Source organism: Clostridium nigeriense (assembly GCF_050585265.1).
Lineage (GTDB): Bacteria > Bacillota > Clostridia > Clostridiales > Clostridiaceae > Clostridium > Clostridium nigeriense_B.
The window spans coordinates 1-14,794 of the sequence record NZ_JBNOOE010000025.1; the positions used below are offsets into that span (position 1 = coordinate 1).

Below are 14,794 nucleotides of genomic sequence, written 5' to 3' on the forward strand. Positions count from 1 at the left end.
GTAAGTTCTATCTCTTCACACTTCTTATGATTCTCACATAAAGGATTATGGAATAAACAAGCACACTTTAGATCTTGTCCTATCCAATTGCTTAGAAATACATATTGTCTTTTCTTTACCTTACCCATATTCATCACCTCACTTTTTATTAAAATAAAAAACACCTAACATTTCTGCTAAGTGCTTTTGGTATAAAAGGGTATTGAGAACTTATGAGTTTTAAAATAATGGTTACCTATACCATGTCGTAATACTATTATAAATCAGTTTAAATTATTTATTTTATCAACTTTTTATCATTTTTTTATCAAACTAAGAAAGTATTTTCATATTCTGCTACTGCTTCAACCAATTCCTCTCTTTTCCTATATGCTGTTGCTTGTGCTATGTTTAATCTCATTGATATTTGTAATATATTCTTTTTATCTCCATACTTAAGCTCTAAGAATCTCTTATCTTCTTCTTGTAACATTCTTATGTTTCTATCTATATAATCTATATATCTTTCCATATCTCTTATCTTAGATCTATTCTTTAATACCTTTTTAGTCTTTTCTACATGCTCTTTCTCTAATCTCTCTATTTGCTTACACATCTCATTTTCTGCGTAGCTTGTACCTGTTGATGATGATTGAACTCTTTCCTGTATTCCAATTCCGTTTTGATAATAATCTATAGTTACATTTGAATGTCTAATATCATACTCTATTGTTTTTATTTCTCTTTCTAGCCTTGCTATATCTTCTTTTATGCTATATATTTTCTTCTTGCTTTCATAATATCTATATAACTTTCCTTCTGTCTTTCTAAATAGCTCTTTATCCATCTACTTCCTCCTTTGCTATCATACAAGCTACTTTCCAATACGCTTGAAGTAAATCTTCTCCTAAATTTATATAATGATGTGCTACATGGTATTCATTCTTTCTTAATAAATATATTGAATATCCTCTTTTAGAAACTTCATCATCTTCTATATGCCATTGTGTATTTTTAACAACTCCATTTGTTTCATCCTCTATGAACTTTCTTAGTTGTCCTTCTGTAAATAGTGGAATACAATCCTTTTTAAATACTACATAATTTTCATTAAATGGACTAATAGTTTCTCCACATAAGCAATCTACAACATTAAATAAAAGCTTATATTTAAACAAGTCTGCTGATTGTGGCTTCCACCATTCTAAAAACACTTTCTGTACTTCTATAGGTTGCTCTTTAAATTGTTCTACTGTTATAAACTCCATTCCTAATTCCCTCCTGGTATATACAATACCTTTTCTTCTATCTCTACTACTTTTACATTTAAGTATCCTTGTTTATATAATTCATTTGCTTGCTTCTTAGCTTGTTCTTTTCCTTGTTGTGGTAGATGTACTACTCCATCTCTATCTATTTCTTTATACGTTACTACTATCATCCATTTCACCTCTTTATTTTTGAATTATGCATTAATCCAATCCTTCAATACCATCGTCTAAGTTTAATATAACTTCATCCATATCATCATCAGATCCGATATATTCACCTTGTAAATAATAATGAGTTGTAGTGCTTTCTTCTACTTCAAACTCTTTTAATAAACAATTAGTACATACATATTCTCCTTTAAATTTGTAATCTGCCATATCATTATCACAATTTACACATATAAAGCTATGTTTCTCACACACATTTTTAACAGGTTTATTTTCATCATATATACACCAACTATTTTTATAACTTCTCCAATAGCAATTATCACAATTTTTTACCATTCTTTTCACTACCTTTCTTCACAATACTTTCAATATACGTGTTGATTTTGAATTACGAATTACTAAGTAGCACTTAACAATCCATTTTTAAGCATATTTAATTTTGATTTATCTACTTCCTCTAATCCAATTTCTAAATCTCTTATATACTGTCTATCTCCACATTTGCCACATATCAAATACTTTTCAGCACCATCTAATTTAACATCTTCCGAACCACATTCTAAACAATAAACTACTACCATAAATCCTCCTTACTTGATTCGCAATAATTTCAAATTATTCTTTATCCCCTTTAGTAGCTCTATATACAAACCACCAATAAATTAATGCTGCTATTAACCATATAACCAATATTCTCATACCTCTGCTCCTTTACATTTTTCCCTATTTTATATCTCTCCGAACACCTTTTTAAATTCATTGCAAAAGGCTTCTAATTCATCTACACTTCTAAATGCAATCTTATATCCTTCATTCTCTAAAGCTACTCCTACACCTGTTTCCCCTTCATATGTGCCGTTATTTCCTTTAGCTTTTACTGTCTTTACTACTTTCTTCTCTATTATTTCTAATCCATTTTCTTTAACCATTTTCTTTTCCTCCTTAACTTCTTCCTTGCTTTCTTCTATCATTTGTCCAACCTCAGCAATATGATCCTCTTTTTCTAACTCTTTCTCTATTTGTCTTGCTACTTCTTTAGCTATCTTTTTTGCATCTTCTTTCCTGGTACTTATATTACTAGGTTTCATATATTCCTTCTTCCAACTGTTATAATATTTATCTGCATCTTCATCACTTAATTCAAATTTCTTAGCAATATTTTTTAATAATTGATTCTTTTCTCTACTCGAATTCCTATTTAAATATTTATATATTTCATCTATCTTTTTCATAAAGCCTCCTGAAATAAAGAACATTGACCTTCTAGCTCTGTTCTTCCTATAAAACTTTTTTTATTATTTTCACCTAACATTTTCTCAATAGCTTCATTGTAAAACTTCTTAGAAATCTCAAATCCATAACTATGTCTATTCAGTTCATTACAAGCTCTTAATGTTGTTGCACTACCTGCACATGGATCTATTACTACATCCCCTTCATCTGTGAATATTTCTATTAATCTTTTCAATACATTCACTGGTTTTTGAGTCGGATGTATCTTGGGATATTCCTTTTTACTGTCCCTTTTCCATTCAAACCAATTGAAAATCATCTTTCCATCATTATTGAATTTAGGCAGCTTATCTCTATATAAAACTAATGCATATTCAGTAGCTCCACATATCCTCATATTTGCTTTTAACACTTGAGCTGAATAATTCTTACAAAAAATTAAAGGTATATTATGTTTAAATCCATATTTTTCAGCATAAGCTTTAACTGTTTCTATTTGTTCGAAGGCGCAAAATACTATCATGCAAGGTGCGTGTCCTCTTTCTTTAGGCTCCTTCTTAAGAAGTCTATTACAGAAATGAAAATATTCAGCTATATTAAAATTTTCATCTGTATTAAAAAATGTTTTTCCCGCCTTTTTACTCTCTCCATTCTTCCTATCTCCCCCTATATACCACTCTGGATTACTTCCATAAGCGTTTTTACCTATGTTGTAAGGTATATCTGCTATTACTAACTGTGCTTTAGGAATGTTATATCTCTTATAATTTTGAAAATTATCATTATATAATTCTGTTTTTATCCTCATATTTATTACCTCCTAGAAAGGACATTCATCATCATAATCTACTTGTTGCATATCTTCCTCAAATCCCATATTGTTAGATTGTCCACCTTGATTATTACTACTTCCTATAAATTCAAAGGAATCTACAACAACATCTGTTGTATATCTCTTTGTTCCATCTTTAGCATCATAACTACCTGTTTGTATTCTTCCTGCTATTGCTACTTGTCTACCCTTAGTAAGATATTGTGCTATTGTTTCTCCTGTTTTACCAAAGGCTATACAGTTTATAAAATCTGTTTCATCTTTCTTGAAAGGTCTTGTTACTGCTAAACTAAATCTACATACTGCCGTACCTGTTCCTGCTGCAAAATTTAAGTCTGGATCCTTTGTTAATCTACCTATTAAAACTACCTTATTTATAAGTCATTCCCCCTTGTCATTCTTAAGAAATTTTCTGCATATCTAAATTGTTGTTTTATATATGGATCATCTTCACTTCCCCCAGTTGCCAACCAATCAGTTATTCTCTTCTCTATATCTCTAATAACTTCTGCTGGTAATCTAGCTTTAAGTAAATCTTCCATTGTATTAATCATCATTAACTCCATCTCCCTTTAAATACATATCATAGTAAGTTACTCCTACTGCATATGCTTGCCATATGTCTTTCTTAAATCCATAAAACCAACCTGGTTCTTTCTTAGTTCCCTTTCCTTTGTTAGGTGTATTAGGAGCAAATCTATCTATTAAAGCTTGTACTATATTGCTATCTTTAGCTTTCATACTGTTACATAAATTCATCTTTTCATCTTTTCTGTAGATATAAGTTACGTTAATATTGTATTGTTCTGCCATTTCTTTGAATCTGCCTATCCATATACAAGTTTCAAAAACAGATTGCCCAACTGCCATTCCGTAACTAGCAATCATTTCTATAGCTATATGCAGTGAATAACCATACTTAAAAATATTTCTTCTTAACTCCTGTCTAACATTTTCATTATTCCATTTACCATATTCTATAGGCTTTAAATTATTATCTAGTAATACTATTCCACTTTCTATATTCCCTGGATCTATTGCTAAAATCACTTAATCACCACTTTCTTATCAATTGATTCTTATTTGAGAATAGGAGCATATAACTATTGTTGGATTTACTCCTATTCTCCCTATTTAAACATTGTTAGATTAATAATTTTTGTTAATGTATCTCTTGTAGTATTTGCATTTTGTATCTTCAATGTCTTGTATAAATAATTTTTTATCTTTGCTATATCTACATAAATACCAATCCCAAAACTCTATTCTTCTACAATTTTTACAACACTTCTTTTTCATAGAAAGAATTAACCTTATTCACTCATAATTTTAATTGCTATTTCTAACCCTATTAAACTCCCTTGATTAAAAATATTATGTTCATTATCTATATTTTCATATTCCCATTTCTTTTGTTCATAATAGCTTTGAAGTTTTGCTAGATTGTTTGTTTTTCTATATTCACAATTACTTAAATCTTTTAATCCTTTGTTAGTTTTTCTTTTATTACACCAACCATTATTGTTATAAGTACAATTAGTGCATAATCTTTCTTTAGCCATTTTAATCCTCCTTATTGCTTCTTAGATCTTCTTTACCTTGCTTATATATAACCCTAGAATCTCTGTGTACTTCATCTAAATACTTAACTATATTTTCTAGCAGATCTTTTAACTCTGCTCTTTCTCCACGCCTTAGATTACTTCTTATCTCGCACCTTATTACGCTCCATCTAAAATAAGCTTGTAAGCTATCTTGCATTAATCTAAATGCTCCTGCTATATCATTTTCAGCTAGGTTATTTTTTCTTTTGATTATATTCGCTAAGATAATACAATCCTCTGGATATTGATTCTTTAACTCTTCCATTTAATTACCTTCTAACAATTCTGGATTTTCATATATATTGCCTGCTACTGTTATATCCATATCAACTACATCCATATTAACTAAACACTCAATACCGTATTTAAAGTGCTTACAAGCAAATGCTCCATCTTCAAAAATTACCTCTGTATACCCAGGCTTAACAATATAATCTACATCATTATAAAACTGTAATATATCTCCCTCATATATTTCTTTTCCATTCTTATCTTTAAGTCCTGTATATTGCATTACATTAAATGCTCTTTGTTCTGGTGTACCAGGTAATACTTCCCACATTGGTAATGTCATTATTTCTCCATAATTCAGTATCCTTTTATTTAAAATATCCCAAACTCTAAATTTAATTTCTCTCATATTACACCTCTATATAATTAATTTCCCACCCATACAGGCTCTTACTACATCTTCCTTGATATATTTATCCTTCTGTAAACTTAACCTCTTTAAAAGCCTATTTAGTGCCTTATCGTTAATCTGTAGAACTTTTTTTATTTCTTCTTTAGTTAAATACTGCTTGTCCCATAATTCTTCTAGCTTATTTTGAAACTCTAGTTTAAGTTTTCTATTAAGTGCTGCTCCTTTACTTCCATGTACTCCATAAGTTCCTCTATGATGTTCTTGGCATAGATAAGCAAAATTCAATTTACACTTTTCTAAGTTTTTATTTTCTGACTTAAATACAACGTGATGAAGCTCCACTCCATAGCTGGAATAACATTCTCTACAAAAATGTATTTCTCTAGTCATTTATATACCACTTACCTCTAATTTCATCCATTGATATTGATTCATCATATTCTGTTTCATAGTCCTTTTTATAATATATTCCTTTGCAGCTTTCTATCCCCTTACCTTCTTCATATGCTTTAAAGGCTTCTGCAAATGTGTATTCTTTTCTTTGAAGTTTAAATCTATCTTTCTTTTCAAAACCAAAAACTTTACCAGTTGCTGTACTTCTTATAACTATTGTTCCAGTTGTTTTGTGACACTTAATTTCAAATTGGTTTAATTTCCAAACTTCTCCTGGTTTTATATCTGCTATTACTTCTCTAAATGATTTTTCCATTTTATTTTCCTCCTTAACTTCTTCAAATCTATGTTTCGCATAATAATGATAGGTTCTTCCTCTATCATTTACTTTTAATCGGTAGTAGGTATTACCTTCTTCAAAAACTTCATATTCTTTACCTAGTGTTAATGAATTTGATACACCTCGTTCATCAATACATCTAACTTTCATTAAATAATCCTCCTAACTTTACTCTAATAATTTATTATTTGTTATTCCTAGCATTACTTGCTTAATACTATCCGGAAGTAAGTTATTTTCTTTTTCTCTAGCTTGTATCACTTCTATTTGCTTTAAAAATTGACCTTTAGTTACTGTTGATACTGTTTGATAATCTGTCATAGCTAATTCTTTTACTTGAGCTACATTACCAAAGAATCTTTTAACAACCGGACTATGCTTTTCAAATTCTTCTTCTGTCATATAAGTACCATTTTTAATCATCTTAAAAGCTTCACTCCAATAATCTATTGCTGATTTCTTTTCCTCTTCTGGAGTTATAAGATCTAATGCTGCTTTTCTAATATCATGTATTGTAGGAGGATAAGAAGAACTTATTATATTCTTCTTAACTGCTGCTAATACTAAATTAAAATCTAAATCCTCTAAACACTCAAACCACGTTCTTAAAACTATTTTTCTTTTATCTTCATCTTCTAATTGTTTTCCTATACTTTGATAATTAGAACCAAGTATTGTCATTATTTGCACAAGTTCCGTTTTCTTCATCTTCTATAACAGCCTCCTCATATAGCTTTCTCATGCTATCACCAAAGTTACTTTTTTTATTTGAACTGCTTGTTTCTTTTAATTCAAATATCCCCTTCCATGAGTTCATTATGCTTTGTTCTAATATAGCTATTCTTTCATCACCAAAAACATCATTATGTGCTAGTTTATCTAGCTTTTTCAACATCAAGTTAAGTGCATTACTAGTCATTGGGGCTTTAATAGCTTTCCTCATTTTAATAAACTCATATATTGTATTCCTTAACTGCAAATCATCTGTATAAGTTTCTATGATAAGGTCAAATTCAGATTTCTTTTTTTCTTTTTTTATATTCTTATCTTTATCTCCTTCTTTTTCTTCTTCTCTTTCTTCTTCTAGGGAGTTAACATTAACTTTACTGTTAACTTTACCGTTAGGTTTACTTTCACTTAATGCTTTTTGCTTTGCTCTATACTTTTTCATATAGTCCTTCATATATTCTTTTCTTTCCTCTAATTGGTCTAAAGTCTGATGTTTACTCCAGTTAGGAATAGTTATTACATCATTTATAACTTCTATCATTCCATACATTTCAAAAGTTTTTAAAGCTAATCTTACTGTATTTACATCTCTTCTAAAAATAGTTGCTAACATTTCATCAGTATAAGCAATTCTTTCATTTAACATAAACACACCAGAATTATTATTCTTTCCAGCTAAACATAGAAGTTTAAACCAAATTACTATTATGCTATCTGCACTTGGAAGGCTTTCTATTAATAACATCTTTTCATCATCAAATACATCTGTTACTATCTTTATCCATTTAACTTCTGACATTACTTGCCTCCTCTTTTCTCATAGCCATTACAAACTATTTCATATTCCTCCTTGGTTAAATCCTGTATTTTCTTATTGAATTTACTTAGTATTTGCTTATCTACATTAGCCTTATCATATCCAGCCTTAAATCCTAAAGCATAACCTCGCTTAACCTGTGCTTCACTTAATCCCTTTTTATTACCTTTCCCCCTATTAGATGTATCTCTGCTATCCGGATCATCTACATCTGTTGGAGCTTGAAAAAACTTTAATATAAAATATCTTTCAGAATAAGTAAGCCCACTTCCAAATGCTTTTGATATATCATCTTGTGCACCATATAACTGCCATGGAACTATTAATGTTTCTTCCGGATTATCTGAATTAATCCACTTGTAAGACATTTCTCCACTTACTATATGGTCAGTACACTCTTTTCCTTTAGCATTTATATAGTCATAAGTACTTGATATAGTATTTTTAACTTCTGGTACTAATAGAACTCCTAAGTCATCCATTTTCTCTCTTATTTTTGCAATAGCTTGGCTACCACTTACATACTTATAACCAAAGCTTTCTGTATCTTTAGAAAAGTTAATTACATCTTTTCTTATCTCAACTAATTTTTGATATAAATTCATATTCTACCTCCTAGAATGGAAACTCTGGAAGATACTTAATTAAATCCTCACTTATATATCCGGTTTTACTCTTATAACCTTCTCCGTAAGGCTCTGCATATTCAACTTCCCATATTCCATTTTCTAATTTATTTTTAAGTGTTATAACTAATCCATATATCTCATAGTGTTCATGCATTACTACTCCACCTTTACAGATATATTTTCTTCTTCCTCTATTTTTACAAATGGAAGTATCTCTCCTGTTTCTGCATTAACTCCGTCTTTAAATAACTTCTTAACTTCTGTCTTATTAATTTCTTCTTTAACTCTTATGCAGCTTGGCTCATTTCCTTTTAGATATTCTAATAAGTTCTCTTCATCTTCATAGATCCACTTTTTAGATTTTCTAGCTGTAACTTTTCCATATGGTGTAGATAGTTTAAACTTCTTATCTTTAGCCTTTTCTTCTCTGTAGTATTCTTCTAGTAAGTAATTGAAATATTCTTTATCTTTAGCGTATTGCTCTAATTCTTTTTCCTTCCAGGCGTTAACTCTGTTTATCTCTTCTTCTGCTATAGCCTTTATTTCTACTTCTTTATTTTCTATTGCTCTAAGCTTTCTAAATGCCCATGTAGCACCTTCTAAATTTTCTATCTTAAATCCTTCTCTTTCCTCTACTAAAGTGTTTTGTAATAATGTATTTTCCATTCTTAATTCCTCCTAATTTAAATCTTTTAATACTTCCCCAGTTTCTTTTATATAAATCTGGTCATTGTCTATATCTGTTCCTGGTGGTATAATGTCATTGATTGTTTTGTTTAGTTCATAACTCTTACTTTGGTCGGTGGAGTTATGAGCTTTTTTATATTGTTCTATCAATTCCAATGTTGATATATTATGTGCTAAAGCAATTTCTTCTATTTCTTTAGCAATCTCAAGTTCTCTATTACTCATCTTCTCTCCTTTCTAGTAAGCTAGAATTACCTTTCCATTTACTTCTTCTTTTAAAATTTTAATAGTATATTTCTTAACATTAGCCTTTGGCATTTTGCCTTCTTTACGCAATCTTTGAACTTTGCTAGCAACTGTATTTTCTGTCCTGCCAAGTGCTAAACTCATTTCCTCCATTCCAATAATGTCATACCATTTGATAAGATATTCCATTTCATTTTCTTCCCAAGGTAAGCCTTGTCTATCATGAAGCTCTGCATTATATTTCATTCTGCCTTGACTATCATATTCAATCACTTATCTCACCCCTTTATAAGCTTATCTATCTTCTTTCTAAAATAAGCTTTATCTTTAGTTTTATAAGTTATTGCAGCCATTACCAACGCTGCTGGTATCGCTGCAATTGCCACATATAAGAATAAAAAGAATATTATTAAGTAAACTTGTATTAGGCTATACATTGCTTGTACCTCTCATATATAAGTCTTTGCTCTATTTCTATTTCTTTATCTCTTTTAATACTTAACATCTTTGTAATTATGTCATCTAATCCATAGCACGCTATTGCCATTTCTAATAATTCTTGTGTTGTCATGCTTTACCTCCTTTTGATATATCCCCCTTTTTATGGTAAAATATTGTCGGAAAGGGGGTGAAATTTATGTCTAATATAAAATGCCACTGTTGTGGATTTTCAGATCATATTGAAGAACCAAACTTTTGTCAGGAATGTGGTGCTTCCTTAACAAACTATTGTACGAATGATATGTGTAGCTTCAATAATGGTGAATATATCCCAATTCCTTATAATGCTAAGTTTTGTCCAGAATGTGGTTCTGAATCTACTTTTAAAGCAAAGGGATACTTTGATAAGTAGTTTTCACGCCACAATTCATACAAAAACTAGGATTTACACATTTGCTAGTTATCAATTCATTTTGATATGAACATATAGGGCATTTACTTATAAACTTATACTGCTCTTGAACCGGTACTTCTTGAGCAGTTCTTTCTAATTCCTCACTAGCTATTATCTCTACATTGTTAAAATACCAATTTAAGCAATATCTTATTAACTCTTCATGCTCTACAATTGCGGGCATATTTTCTTCATCTATCTGTGTTACGAACTCTTTAGATTCACCACCTACTAAATAAACATCTATCCAAGGGAATCTTTCGTCTAACTCAAAACTTAATGTTCCTATTTCTACTACTAATATTTTTGTAGTATCTACCTTTACATCTGTATCTGTTGTTTTTATCATCTTTGACATATTAAATTACCTCCTAATTATTTAATTCCATACTTAACTGCTAGTCTACCAACTATATTTATATAGCCATTTATTAACTTCTTATCTTCTGCTATAACATCTAAGTAATTAACTTTATCTATTTTAGATTTACTACAACCTTCAAGAGCCATATTCTTCTTCTTATTAAGTAACCTTCTGTTTATATCTACTCCATAAGTATTATTTAATAATGAATAAGCTTCATCTCTAATAGGTTTTATATGCTCAAATCCACCTAGCTTATTTGCTATCTTATTAATTAATGTTGCAGTATCTTTTCTCCATTGGTTAGGCTCTAATGTTACTGCTTCTCTAATTCCTTGTATCTCTTCTTTTAATTCTCCCGTTTCTTCTTCTACCTCTTTTAACTTTTTATTTAATCTCTTTTGCTCTAACTCATTATTAGCTAATGCTTGAAACATCTTATTAAACATTTGAAGTTCTGGAGATAATTCAGAAGTATTAAATGCTTGTCCTTTATTAGGATTAAAATAACTTTCTTCTAATTCTTCATAAACTTCCCACGCTTCATCTGTATCTAAAATCTTAGCGTGTCGTGCTGCTCCTCTATCTGTCCATAAGATAAGTTTTGGTGCAAATTTTAAAGGTTCACCGATATTATCGGGTAAGCTATTTTTAAAATCTTTTAAAGCTTGTCCATCTAACTTAATATAATGCTTCCCTTCTTTAAATCTATCTTTATTATTTGAAAAATTATCATTTATATTTTTCTCACTAGCTCCAAATTCTTCTGCTAAAACCTTAGTTGTCATTATTCTTTGATTTTTAAATTCCATTGGTATTAATTTACTCATGCTTGTCCTCCTCTTCATAAAGTTAATTATGTTTACTAAATTTCTTTAAGGCTTCTCAGCCTATTCTTCATAAGTTAATTATTAATCTTCTTCATCTTCATCTTCGTCTTGATAAGCTATATCTGATAAAATATCAAAGAAGATTTCCTTTCTCCTTCTATTTTCTTCTTCTGTTATATTTGGCTTTGTAATTAGTATCGTAGGCATAATATCACCTCTATATTTTCTATGAATTATGCTTTTACACTATTCTTCTTTTTTGCTAGCATTTCTATTTCAGCTAAAAGTTTTTTTTGCTCTGCTAAGATTTTTGAATTATTCATAGTTTTGTCCCTCCTTATACATTTCAAAAATTTCTCCAACATCAAGTTGGTACAACTCTGCAAGCTTTTCTGCTACCTTCTGTGTAAGATTAACTCTTCCACCCTCAATATCGTTTAGATGTTTGCCACATATCCCAACTGTATCTGCAACAAAATTTCTTCTCAATCCTCTTTCGTTTCTAAGATTTCTTAAGTTCAATTAACTCACCTCCTTGGCTTGGTTTTATTCTCTCACAATTTGTGAGAAAAAGAAAATTTGATTTAAGCTTGTACAATAAAATTAACTCTTTATTGCTAAAATTTTCTTTAAGTTCCTCGAAATTTCTCACATTATGAAAGAAAATAATATTAAATTCTCTTGAAATGTGAGAATTTTTAATGTATTATATATATGAGGTGAAATTAATGAGTAACATATTTGCAAACAAGCTTAAAGAATATAGGAATAACCTTTCTTTAAGTAGAGGAGAAAAGGTTGGACAGGTTCAACTAGCATTGGAATTAGGAATAAGTAAAGGTAATATAGGTAATTTAGAATCTGGGAAAAGACTTCCTTCTAAAAAGGTATTGTTAAAATTAGCAGAACATAGTGGTAAATCTATAGATTATTGGATGGATGGTATAGAAGAATTTGAAGCACCAAACTCTGTAGATCTTGTATTGGATAAGATGATTGAAGAAAGATTAATAACTAATGAAAATTTAACTGACGAAGTATGGGATATAATAAAAAAAGCAGTAATATTAGAAATTCAAAGGAAATTAAAATAAGGAGTTTTTATATGAAGGTTGCTATTTATTTAAGAAAATCAAGAGCAGATGAAGAGTTGGAAAAAACAGTAGGCCAAGGCGAAACTTTAGCAAAGCATAGAAAAGCTTTGCTAAAAATAGCTAAAGAAAGAAAGTATGATGTCACAGAGATAAAAGAAGAAATAATCTCTGGAGAGAGTTTATTCCATAGGCCTAAAATGATTGAGCTTCTAAATGAAGTCGAAAGTAAAAAATATGAAGGTGTTCTTGTTATGGATATGCAAAGATTAGGGCGCGGCGATATGCAGGACCAAGGCATAATTTTGAAAACATTTAAAGAAAGTAATACCAAAATAATAACACCACAAAAAACATATGATTTAAATAACGATTTTGATGAAGAATATAGCGAGTTTGAAGCTTTCATGAGTAGAAAAGAATTAAAAATGATTACTAGACGTATGCAAGGTGGTAGACAACGTTCTGTCGAAGATGGTAATTATTTAGGTACTAACCCACCTTTAGGTTACGATATAGAAAAAGTAGGCAGAATAAGAACCTTAAAACCTAATGATTATGCAGATGTAGTTAAATTAATATTCAAAAGATATACAGAAGGATACGGAACAGGAATGATTGCTCAAGAGCTTAATAGTTTAGGGTATAAATCGGCTACTGGAAAAGAATTTGAGAGAACAGCAGTTTTATTTATATTGAAAAATTTAGTTTATATAGGGAAAATTACTTGGAGAAAGAAGGAACAAAAAAAATCAATAACTCCTGGGAAAATAAGAGATACAAGAACTAGAGATAAATCTGAATGGATTGTAGTAGATGGTAAGCACCCAGCTATAATAGATGAAAATACTTTTTTCACAGTTCAAAAAATGCTTGAAGAAAAATATCATGTACCATATCAGATTGTAAATGGCATGGCCAACCCTTTAGCTGGCGTTGTTATTTGTGGTATGTGCGGTAGTAAAATGATATTAAGAAAATACGGTAATAAAGCCCCTCATATAATGTGCACTAAAAAATGTGGTTGTAAATCAAGCCGATTTGATTATGTAGAAAAAGCAATTTTAGAAGGTTTATCTGATTATTTAAATCAAATGGAACTCGTTATAAAGAAGAAAGATATTACTGATGATACTGAAATTTATAAAAAGCAAATTGAACTATTAACCAAAGAATTAAATACATTGAAAAAGCAAAAGAATAATATTTTTGATTTATTTGAACAAGGTATGTATGATGAAAAAACTTTTATAGAAAGATCTAATAATGTTTCTAACAGAATAGATAGTACAGCATCTCAATTATCTTTATTGCAAGAGAAAATTGAAAAAAAGAAAAAGAAAGAAATATCAGCAAAAGAAATAAAAGATGTTATAGATGCTTATGAATTCTCTAGTATTGAAGTAAAAAATAAATTATTAAAAAGCGTCTTATATAAAGTAGAATATAAGAAAAATAAAGAGCAAAAAAATGATGACTTTGAAATAAATCTATTTCCTAAAATTTATGTATAACATGATGATGTTATTTCATTTCCTTCTTTATCCACTCCAATTGGATCTTGTAAAAATACTTCGTTTTTTTGCTTTTTATTATTTCTAAAAAGCATCAATATTTCATTTTCAATACACCTTGAAGCATAAGTAGCCAACCTAGTTCCTTTCGATGAGTCAAAAGAATCTATGGCTTTTATAAGTCCCACTGTTCCTATAGAGATTAATTCATCTATATCCTTATTAGGGAAATTATATTTTTTTACAATATGAGCTACTAGTCTTAAATTTCTCTCTATTAATATACTTTTTGCTTCTTTGTCTCCATCTTTTAGTAATCTTAAATATCTTTCCTCTTCTTCCTCATCTAATGGTTTAGGAAAAGTATTATTTCCTGTAATATAACCTGTTAAAAATACTGAATTACATAATAGCTCTATAATATTAGATAAAAAAAACACAGAACTTCCTCCTAGTAGTGCTTATTATATAATATGATAAATTTTAAAAATATTGCTCTATTTTTTTAAATTTATTCTTTATATAA

General features: G+C 29.4%; 31 protein-coding genes and 1 pseudogene. 3 read left to right on the forward strand and 29 right to left on the reverse strand.

Translation table 11 applies throughout. From position 1 onward, the window contains the following. Positions 1–307: 307 nt before the first annotated feature. The 24 genes from ACQPVP_RS15760 to ACQPVP_RS15875 all read right to left on the reverse strand — a co-directional run bounded on the left by ACQPVP_RS15760 (position 308) and on the right by ACQPVP_RS15875 (position 10,145). Positions 308–826, reverse strand: a complete 519-nt coding sequence (locus ACQPVP_RS15760) for a transcriptional regulator (RefSeq protein WP_430851548.1) — start codon at positions 824–826, stop codon at positions 308–310. Then, positions 819–1,247, reverse strand: a complete 429-nt coding sequence (locus ACQPVP_RS15765; protein WP_430851550.1) for a hypothetical protein — start codon at positions 1,245–1,247, stop codon at positions 819–821. The genes ACQPVP_RS15760 and ACQPVP_RS15765 overlap by 8 nt, the downstream gene beginning before the upstream one ends. Positions 1,248–1,249: 2 nt before the next feature. Further along, the gene (locus tag ACQPVP_RS15770) at positions 1,250–1,420 is read right to left on the reverse strand and encodes a hypothetical protein (protein ID WP_430851552.1); all 171 of its coding nucleotides are present in this window, start codon (positions 1,418–1,420) and stop codon (positions 1,250–1,252) included. A 31-nt stretch (positions 1,421–1,451) separates the two neighbouring features. Then, positions 1,452–1,757 (reverse strand): hypothetical protein, encoded by a 306-nt coding sequence (locus tag ACQPVP_RS15775; RefSeq protein ID WP_430851554.1) that lies wholly within the window; start codon positions 1,755–1,757, stop codon positions 1,452–1,454. Between the two features lie 62 nt (positions 1,758–1,819). Next, positions 1,820–2,002 (reverse strand): hypothetical protein, encoded by a 183-nt coding sequence (locus ACQPVP_RS15780; protein WP_430851556.1) that lies wholly within the window; start codon positions 2,000–2,002, stop codon positions 1,820–1,822. A gap of 147 nt (positions 2,003–2,149) precedes the next feature. Further along, the gene (locus ACQPVP_RS15785; protein WP_430851558.1) at positions 2,150–2,653 is read right to left on the reverse strand and encodes a hypothetical protein; all 504 of its coding nucleotides are present in this window, start codon (positions 2,651–2,653) and stop codon (positions 2,150–2,152) included. Beyond that, positions 2,650–3,462 carry a DNA-methyltransferase gene (locus ACQPVP_RS15790; protein ID WP_430851560.1) on the reverse strand — a complete coding sequence of 271 codons (813 nt, stop codon included), beginning with the start codon at positions 3,460–3,462 and terminating at the stop codon, positions 2,650–2,652. Before ACQPVP_RS15790 ends, ACQPVP_RS15785 begins: the two co-directional genes overlap by 4 nt. Before the next feature lie 12 nt (positions 3,463–3,474). Continuing rightward, positions 3,475–3,864 (reverse strand): single-stranded DNA-binding protein, encoded by a 390-nt coding sequence (locus ACQPVP_RS15795; RefSeq protein ID WP_430851637.1) that lies wholly within the window; start codon positions 3,862–3,864, stop codon positions 3,475–3,477. Next, positions 3,861–4,043: a DUF6877 family protein gene (locus ACQPVP_RS15800; RefSeq protein ID WP_430851562.1), complete on the reverse strand. Its 183-nt coding sequence runs from the start codon at positions 4,041–4,043 to the stop codon at positions 3,861–3,863. Before ACQPVP_RS15800 ends, ACQPVP_RS15795 begins: the two co-directional genes overlap by 4 nt. Then, positions 4,033–4,536, reverse strand: coding sequence for a hypothetical protein (locus tag ACQPVP_RS15805; RefSeq protein WP_430851564.1), 504 nt, complete (start codon positions 4,534–4,536; stop codon positions 4,033–4,035). The genes ACQPVP_RS15800 and ACQPVP_RS15805 overlap by 11 nt, the downstream gene beginning before the upstream one ends. A 263-nt stretch (positions 4,537–4,799) precedes the next feature. Continuing rightward, a complete protein-coding gene (locus ACQPVP_RS15810; protein ID WP_430851566.1) occupies positions 4,800–5,048 on the reverse strand; it encodes a hypothetical protein in 249 nt (82 codons plus the stop codon). Between the two features lies 1 nt (position 5,049). Then, the gene (locus ACQPVP_RS15815) at positions 5,050–5,355 is read right to left on the reverse strand and encodes a hypothetical protein (RefSeq protein ID WP_430851568.1); all 306 of its coding nucleotides are present in this window, start codon (positions 5,353–5,355) and stop codon (positions 5,050–5,052) included. Then, complete coding sequence (locus ACQPVP_RS15820; RefSeq protein WP_430851570.1) at positions 5,356–5,730, reverse strand: YopX family protein; 375 nt, start codon at positions 5,728–5,730, stop codon at positions 5,356–5,358. A 9-nt stretch (positions 5,731–5,739) separates the two neighbouring features. After that, on the reverse strand, positions 5,740–6,123 hold the full coding sequence (locus ACQPVP_RS15825) for a hypothetical protein (RefSeq protein ID WP_430851572.1): 384 nt from the start codon (positions 6,121–6,123) through the stop codon (positions 5,740–5,742). Further along, the gene (locus tag ACQPVP_RS15830; RefSeq protein WP_430851574.1) at positions 6,116–6,616 is read right to left on the reverse strand and encodes a hypothetical protein; all 501 of its coding nucleotides are present in this window, start codon (positions 6,614–6,616) and stop codon (positions 6,116–6,118) included. Before ACQPVP_RS15830 ends, ACQPVP_RS15825 begins: the two co-directional genes overlap by 8 nt. Positions 6,617–6,634: 18 nt before the next feature. After that, positions 6,635–7,174 (reverse strand): replicative helicase loader/inhibitor, encoded by a 540-nt coding sequence (locus tag ACQPVP_RS15835; protein ID WP_430851576.1) that lies wholly within the window; start codon positions 7,172–7,174, stop codon positions 6,635–6,637. Continuing rightward, complete coding sequence (locus ACQPVP_RS15840) at positions 7,128–7,994, reverse strand: phage replisome organizer N-terminal domain-containing protein (RefSeq protein WP_430851578.1); 867 nt, start codon at positions 7,992–7,994, stop codon at positions 7,128–7,130. Before ACQPVP_RS15840 ends, ACQPVP_RS15835 begins: the two co-directional genes overlap by 47 nt. Continuing rightward, a complete protein-coding gene (locus tag ACQPVP_RS15845; RefSeq protein ID WP_430851580.1) occupies positions 7,994–8,617 on the reverse strand; it encodes an ERF family protein in 624 nt (207 codons plus the stop codon). The genes ACQPVP_RS15840 and ACQPVP_RS15845 overlap by 1 nt, the downstream gene beginning before the upstream one ends. Positions 8,618–8,627: 10 nt before the next feature. Next, entirely contained in the window at positions 8,628–8,795 is a 168-nt protein-coding gene (locus ACQPVP_RS15850) for a hypothetical protein (RefSeq protein WP_430851582.1), read from the reverse strand. Between the two features lie 2 nt (positions 8,796–8,797). Continuing rightward, complete coding sequence (locus ACQPVP_RS15855) at positions 8,798–9,307, reverse strand: host-nuclease inhibitor Gam family protein (protein WP_430851584.1); 510 nt, start codon at positions 9,305–9,307, stop codon at positions 8,798–8,800. A 12-nt stretch (positions 9,308–9,319) separates the two neighbouring features. Then, positions 9,320–9,553, reverse strand: coding sequence for a hypothetical protein (locus tag ACQPVP_RS15860; RefSeq protein WP_430851586.1), 234 nt, complete (start codon positions 9,551–9,553; stop codon positions 9,320–9,322). Positions 9,554–9,565: 12 nt separating this feature from the next. After that, entirely contained in the window at positions 9,566–9,847 is a 282-nt protein-coding gene (locus ACQPVP_RS15865) for a hypothetical protein (protein WP_430851588.1), read from the reverse strand. A 5-nt stretch (positions 9,848–9,852) separates the two neighbouring features. Then, positions 9,853–10,011: a hypothetical protein gene (locus ACQPVP_RS15870; protein ID WP_430851590.1), complete on the reverse strand. Its 159-nt coding sequence runs from the start codon at positions 10,009–10,011 to the stop codon at positions 9,853–9,855. Beyond that, positions 9,999–10,145 carry a hypothetical protein gene (locus tag ACQPVP_RS15875; RefSeq protein ID WP_430851592.1) on the reverse strand — a complete coding sequence of 49 codons (147 nt, stop codon included), beginning with the start codon at positions 10,143–10,145 and terminating at the stop codon, positions 9,999–10,001. Before ACQPVP_RS15875 ends, ACQPVP_RS15870 begins: the two co-directional genes overlap by 13 nt. A 66-nt stretch (positions 10,146–10,211) precedes the next feature. Between ACQPVP_RS15875 and ACQPVP_RS15880 the strand changes: the two genes are divergently transcribed. Continuing rightward, entirely contained in the window at positions 10,212–10,427 is a 216-nt protein-coding gene (locus tag ACQPVP_RS15880) for a hypothetical protein (RefSeq protein ID WP_430851594.1), read from the forward strand. Here ACQPVP_RS15880 and ACQPVP_RS15885 read toward each other — a convergent pair. From ACQPVP_RS15885 to ACQPVP_RS15900, 4 genes are all read right to left on the reverse strand, one after another. Further along, the gene (locus ACQPVP_RS15885; protein ID WP_430851596.1) at positions 10,399–10,827 is read right to left on the reverse strand and encodes a hypothetical protein; all 429 of its coding nucleotides are present in this window, start codon (positions 10,825–10,827) and stop codon (positions 10,399–10,401) included. The genes ACQPVP_RS15880 and ACQPVP_RS15885 overlap by 29 nt on opposite strands. A 17-nt stretch (positions 10,828–10,844) precedes the next feature. Further along, positions 10,845–11,663, reverse strand: a complete 819-nt coding sequence (locus ACQPVP_RS15890) for an ORF6N domain-containing protein (protein ID WP_430851598.1) — start codon at positions 11,661–11,663, stop codon at positions 10,845–10,847. 81 nt (positions 11,664–11,744) lie between these two features. After that, positions 11,745–11,870 (reverse strand): hypothetical protein, encoded by a 126-nt coding sequence (locus tag ACQPVP_RS15895; RefSeq protein ID WP_430851600.1) that lies wholly within the window; start codon positions 11,868–11,870, stop codon positions 11,745–11,747. A gap of 108 nt (positions 11,871–11,978) precedes the next feature. Beyond that, positions 11,979–12,185 carry a helix-turn-helix transcriptional regulator gene (locus ACQPVP_RS15900; RefSeq protein WP_430851602.1) on the reverse strand — a complete coding sequence of 69 codons (207 nt, stop codon included), beginning with the start codon at positions 12,183–12,185 and terminating at the stop codon, positions 11,979–11,981. Between the two features lie 206 nt (positions 12,186–12,391). Between ACQPVP_RS15900 and ACQPVP_RS15905 the strand changes: the two genes are divergently transcribed. Further along, the gene (locus tag ACQPVP_RS15905) at positions 12,392–12,757 is read left to right on the forward strand and encodes a helix-turn-helix transcriptional regulator (RefSeq protein ID WP_430841169.1); all 366 of its coding nucleotides are present in this window, start codon (positions 12,392–12,394) and stop codon (positions 12,755–12,757) included. Between the two features lie 11 nt (positions 12,758–12,768). Beyond that, positions 12,769–14,268, forward strand: a complete 1,500-nt coding sequence (locus ACQPVP_RS15910; protein WP_430851604.1) for a recombinase family protein — start codon at positions 12,769–12,771, stop codon at positions 14,266–14,268. 11 nt (positions 14,269–14,279) lie between these two features. On the opposite strand, the pseudogene ACQPVP_RS15915 reads toward ACQPVP_RS15910, so the two are convergent. Beyond that, a pseudogene (locus tag ACQPVP_RS15915) lies at positions 14,280–14,708 on the reverse strand (sigma-70 family RNA polymerase sigma factor); the annotation flags it as partial. Positions 14,709–14,794: the final 86 nt, after the last annotated feature.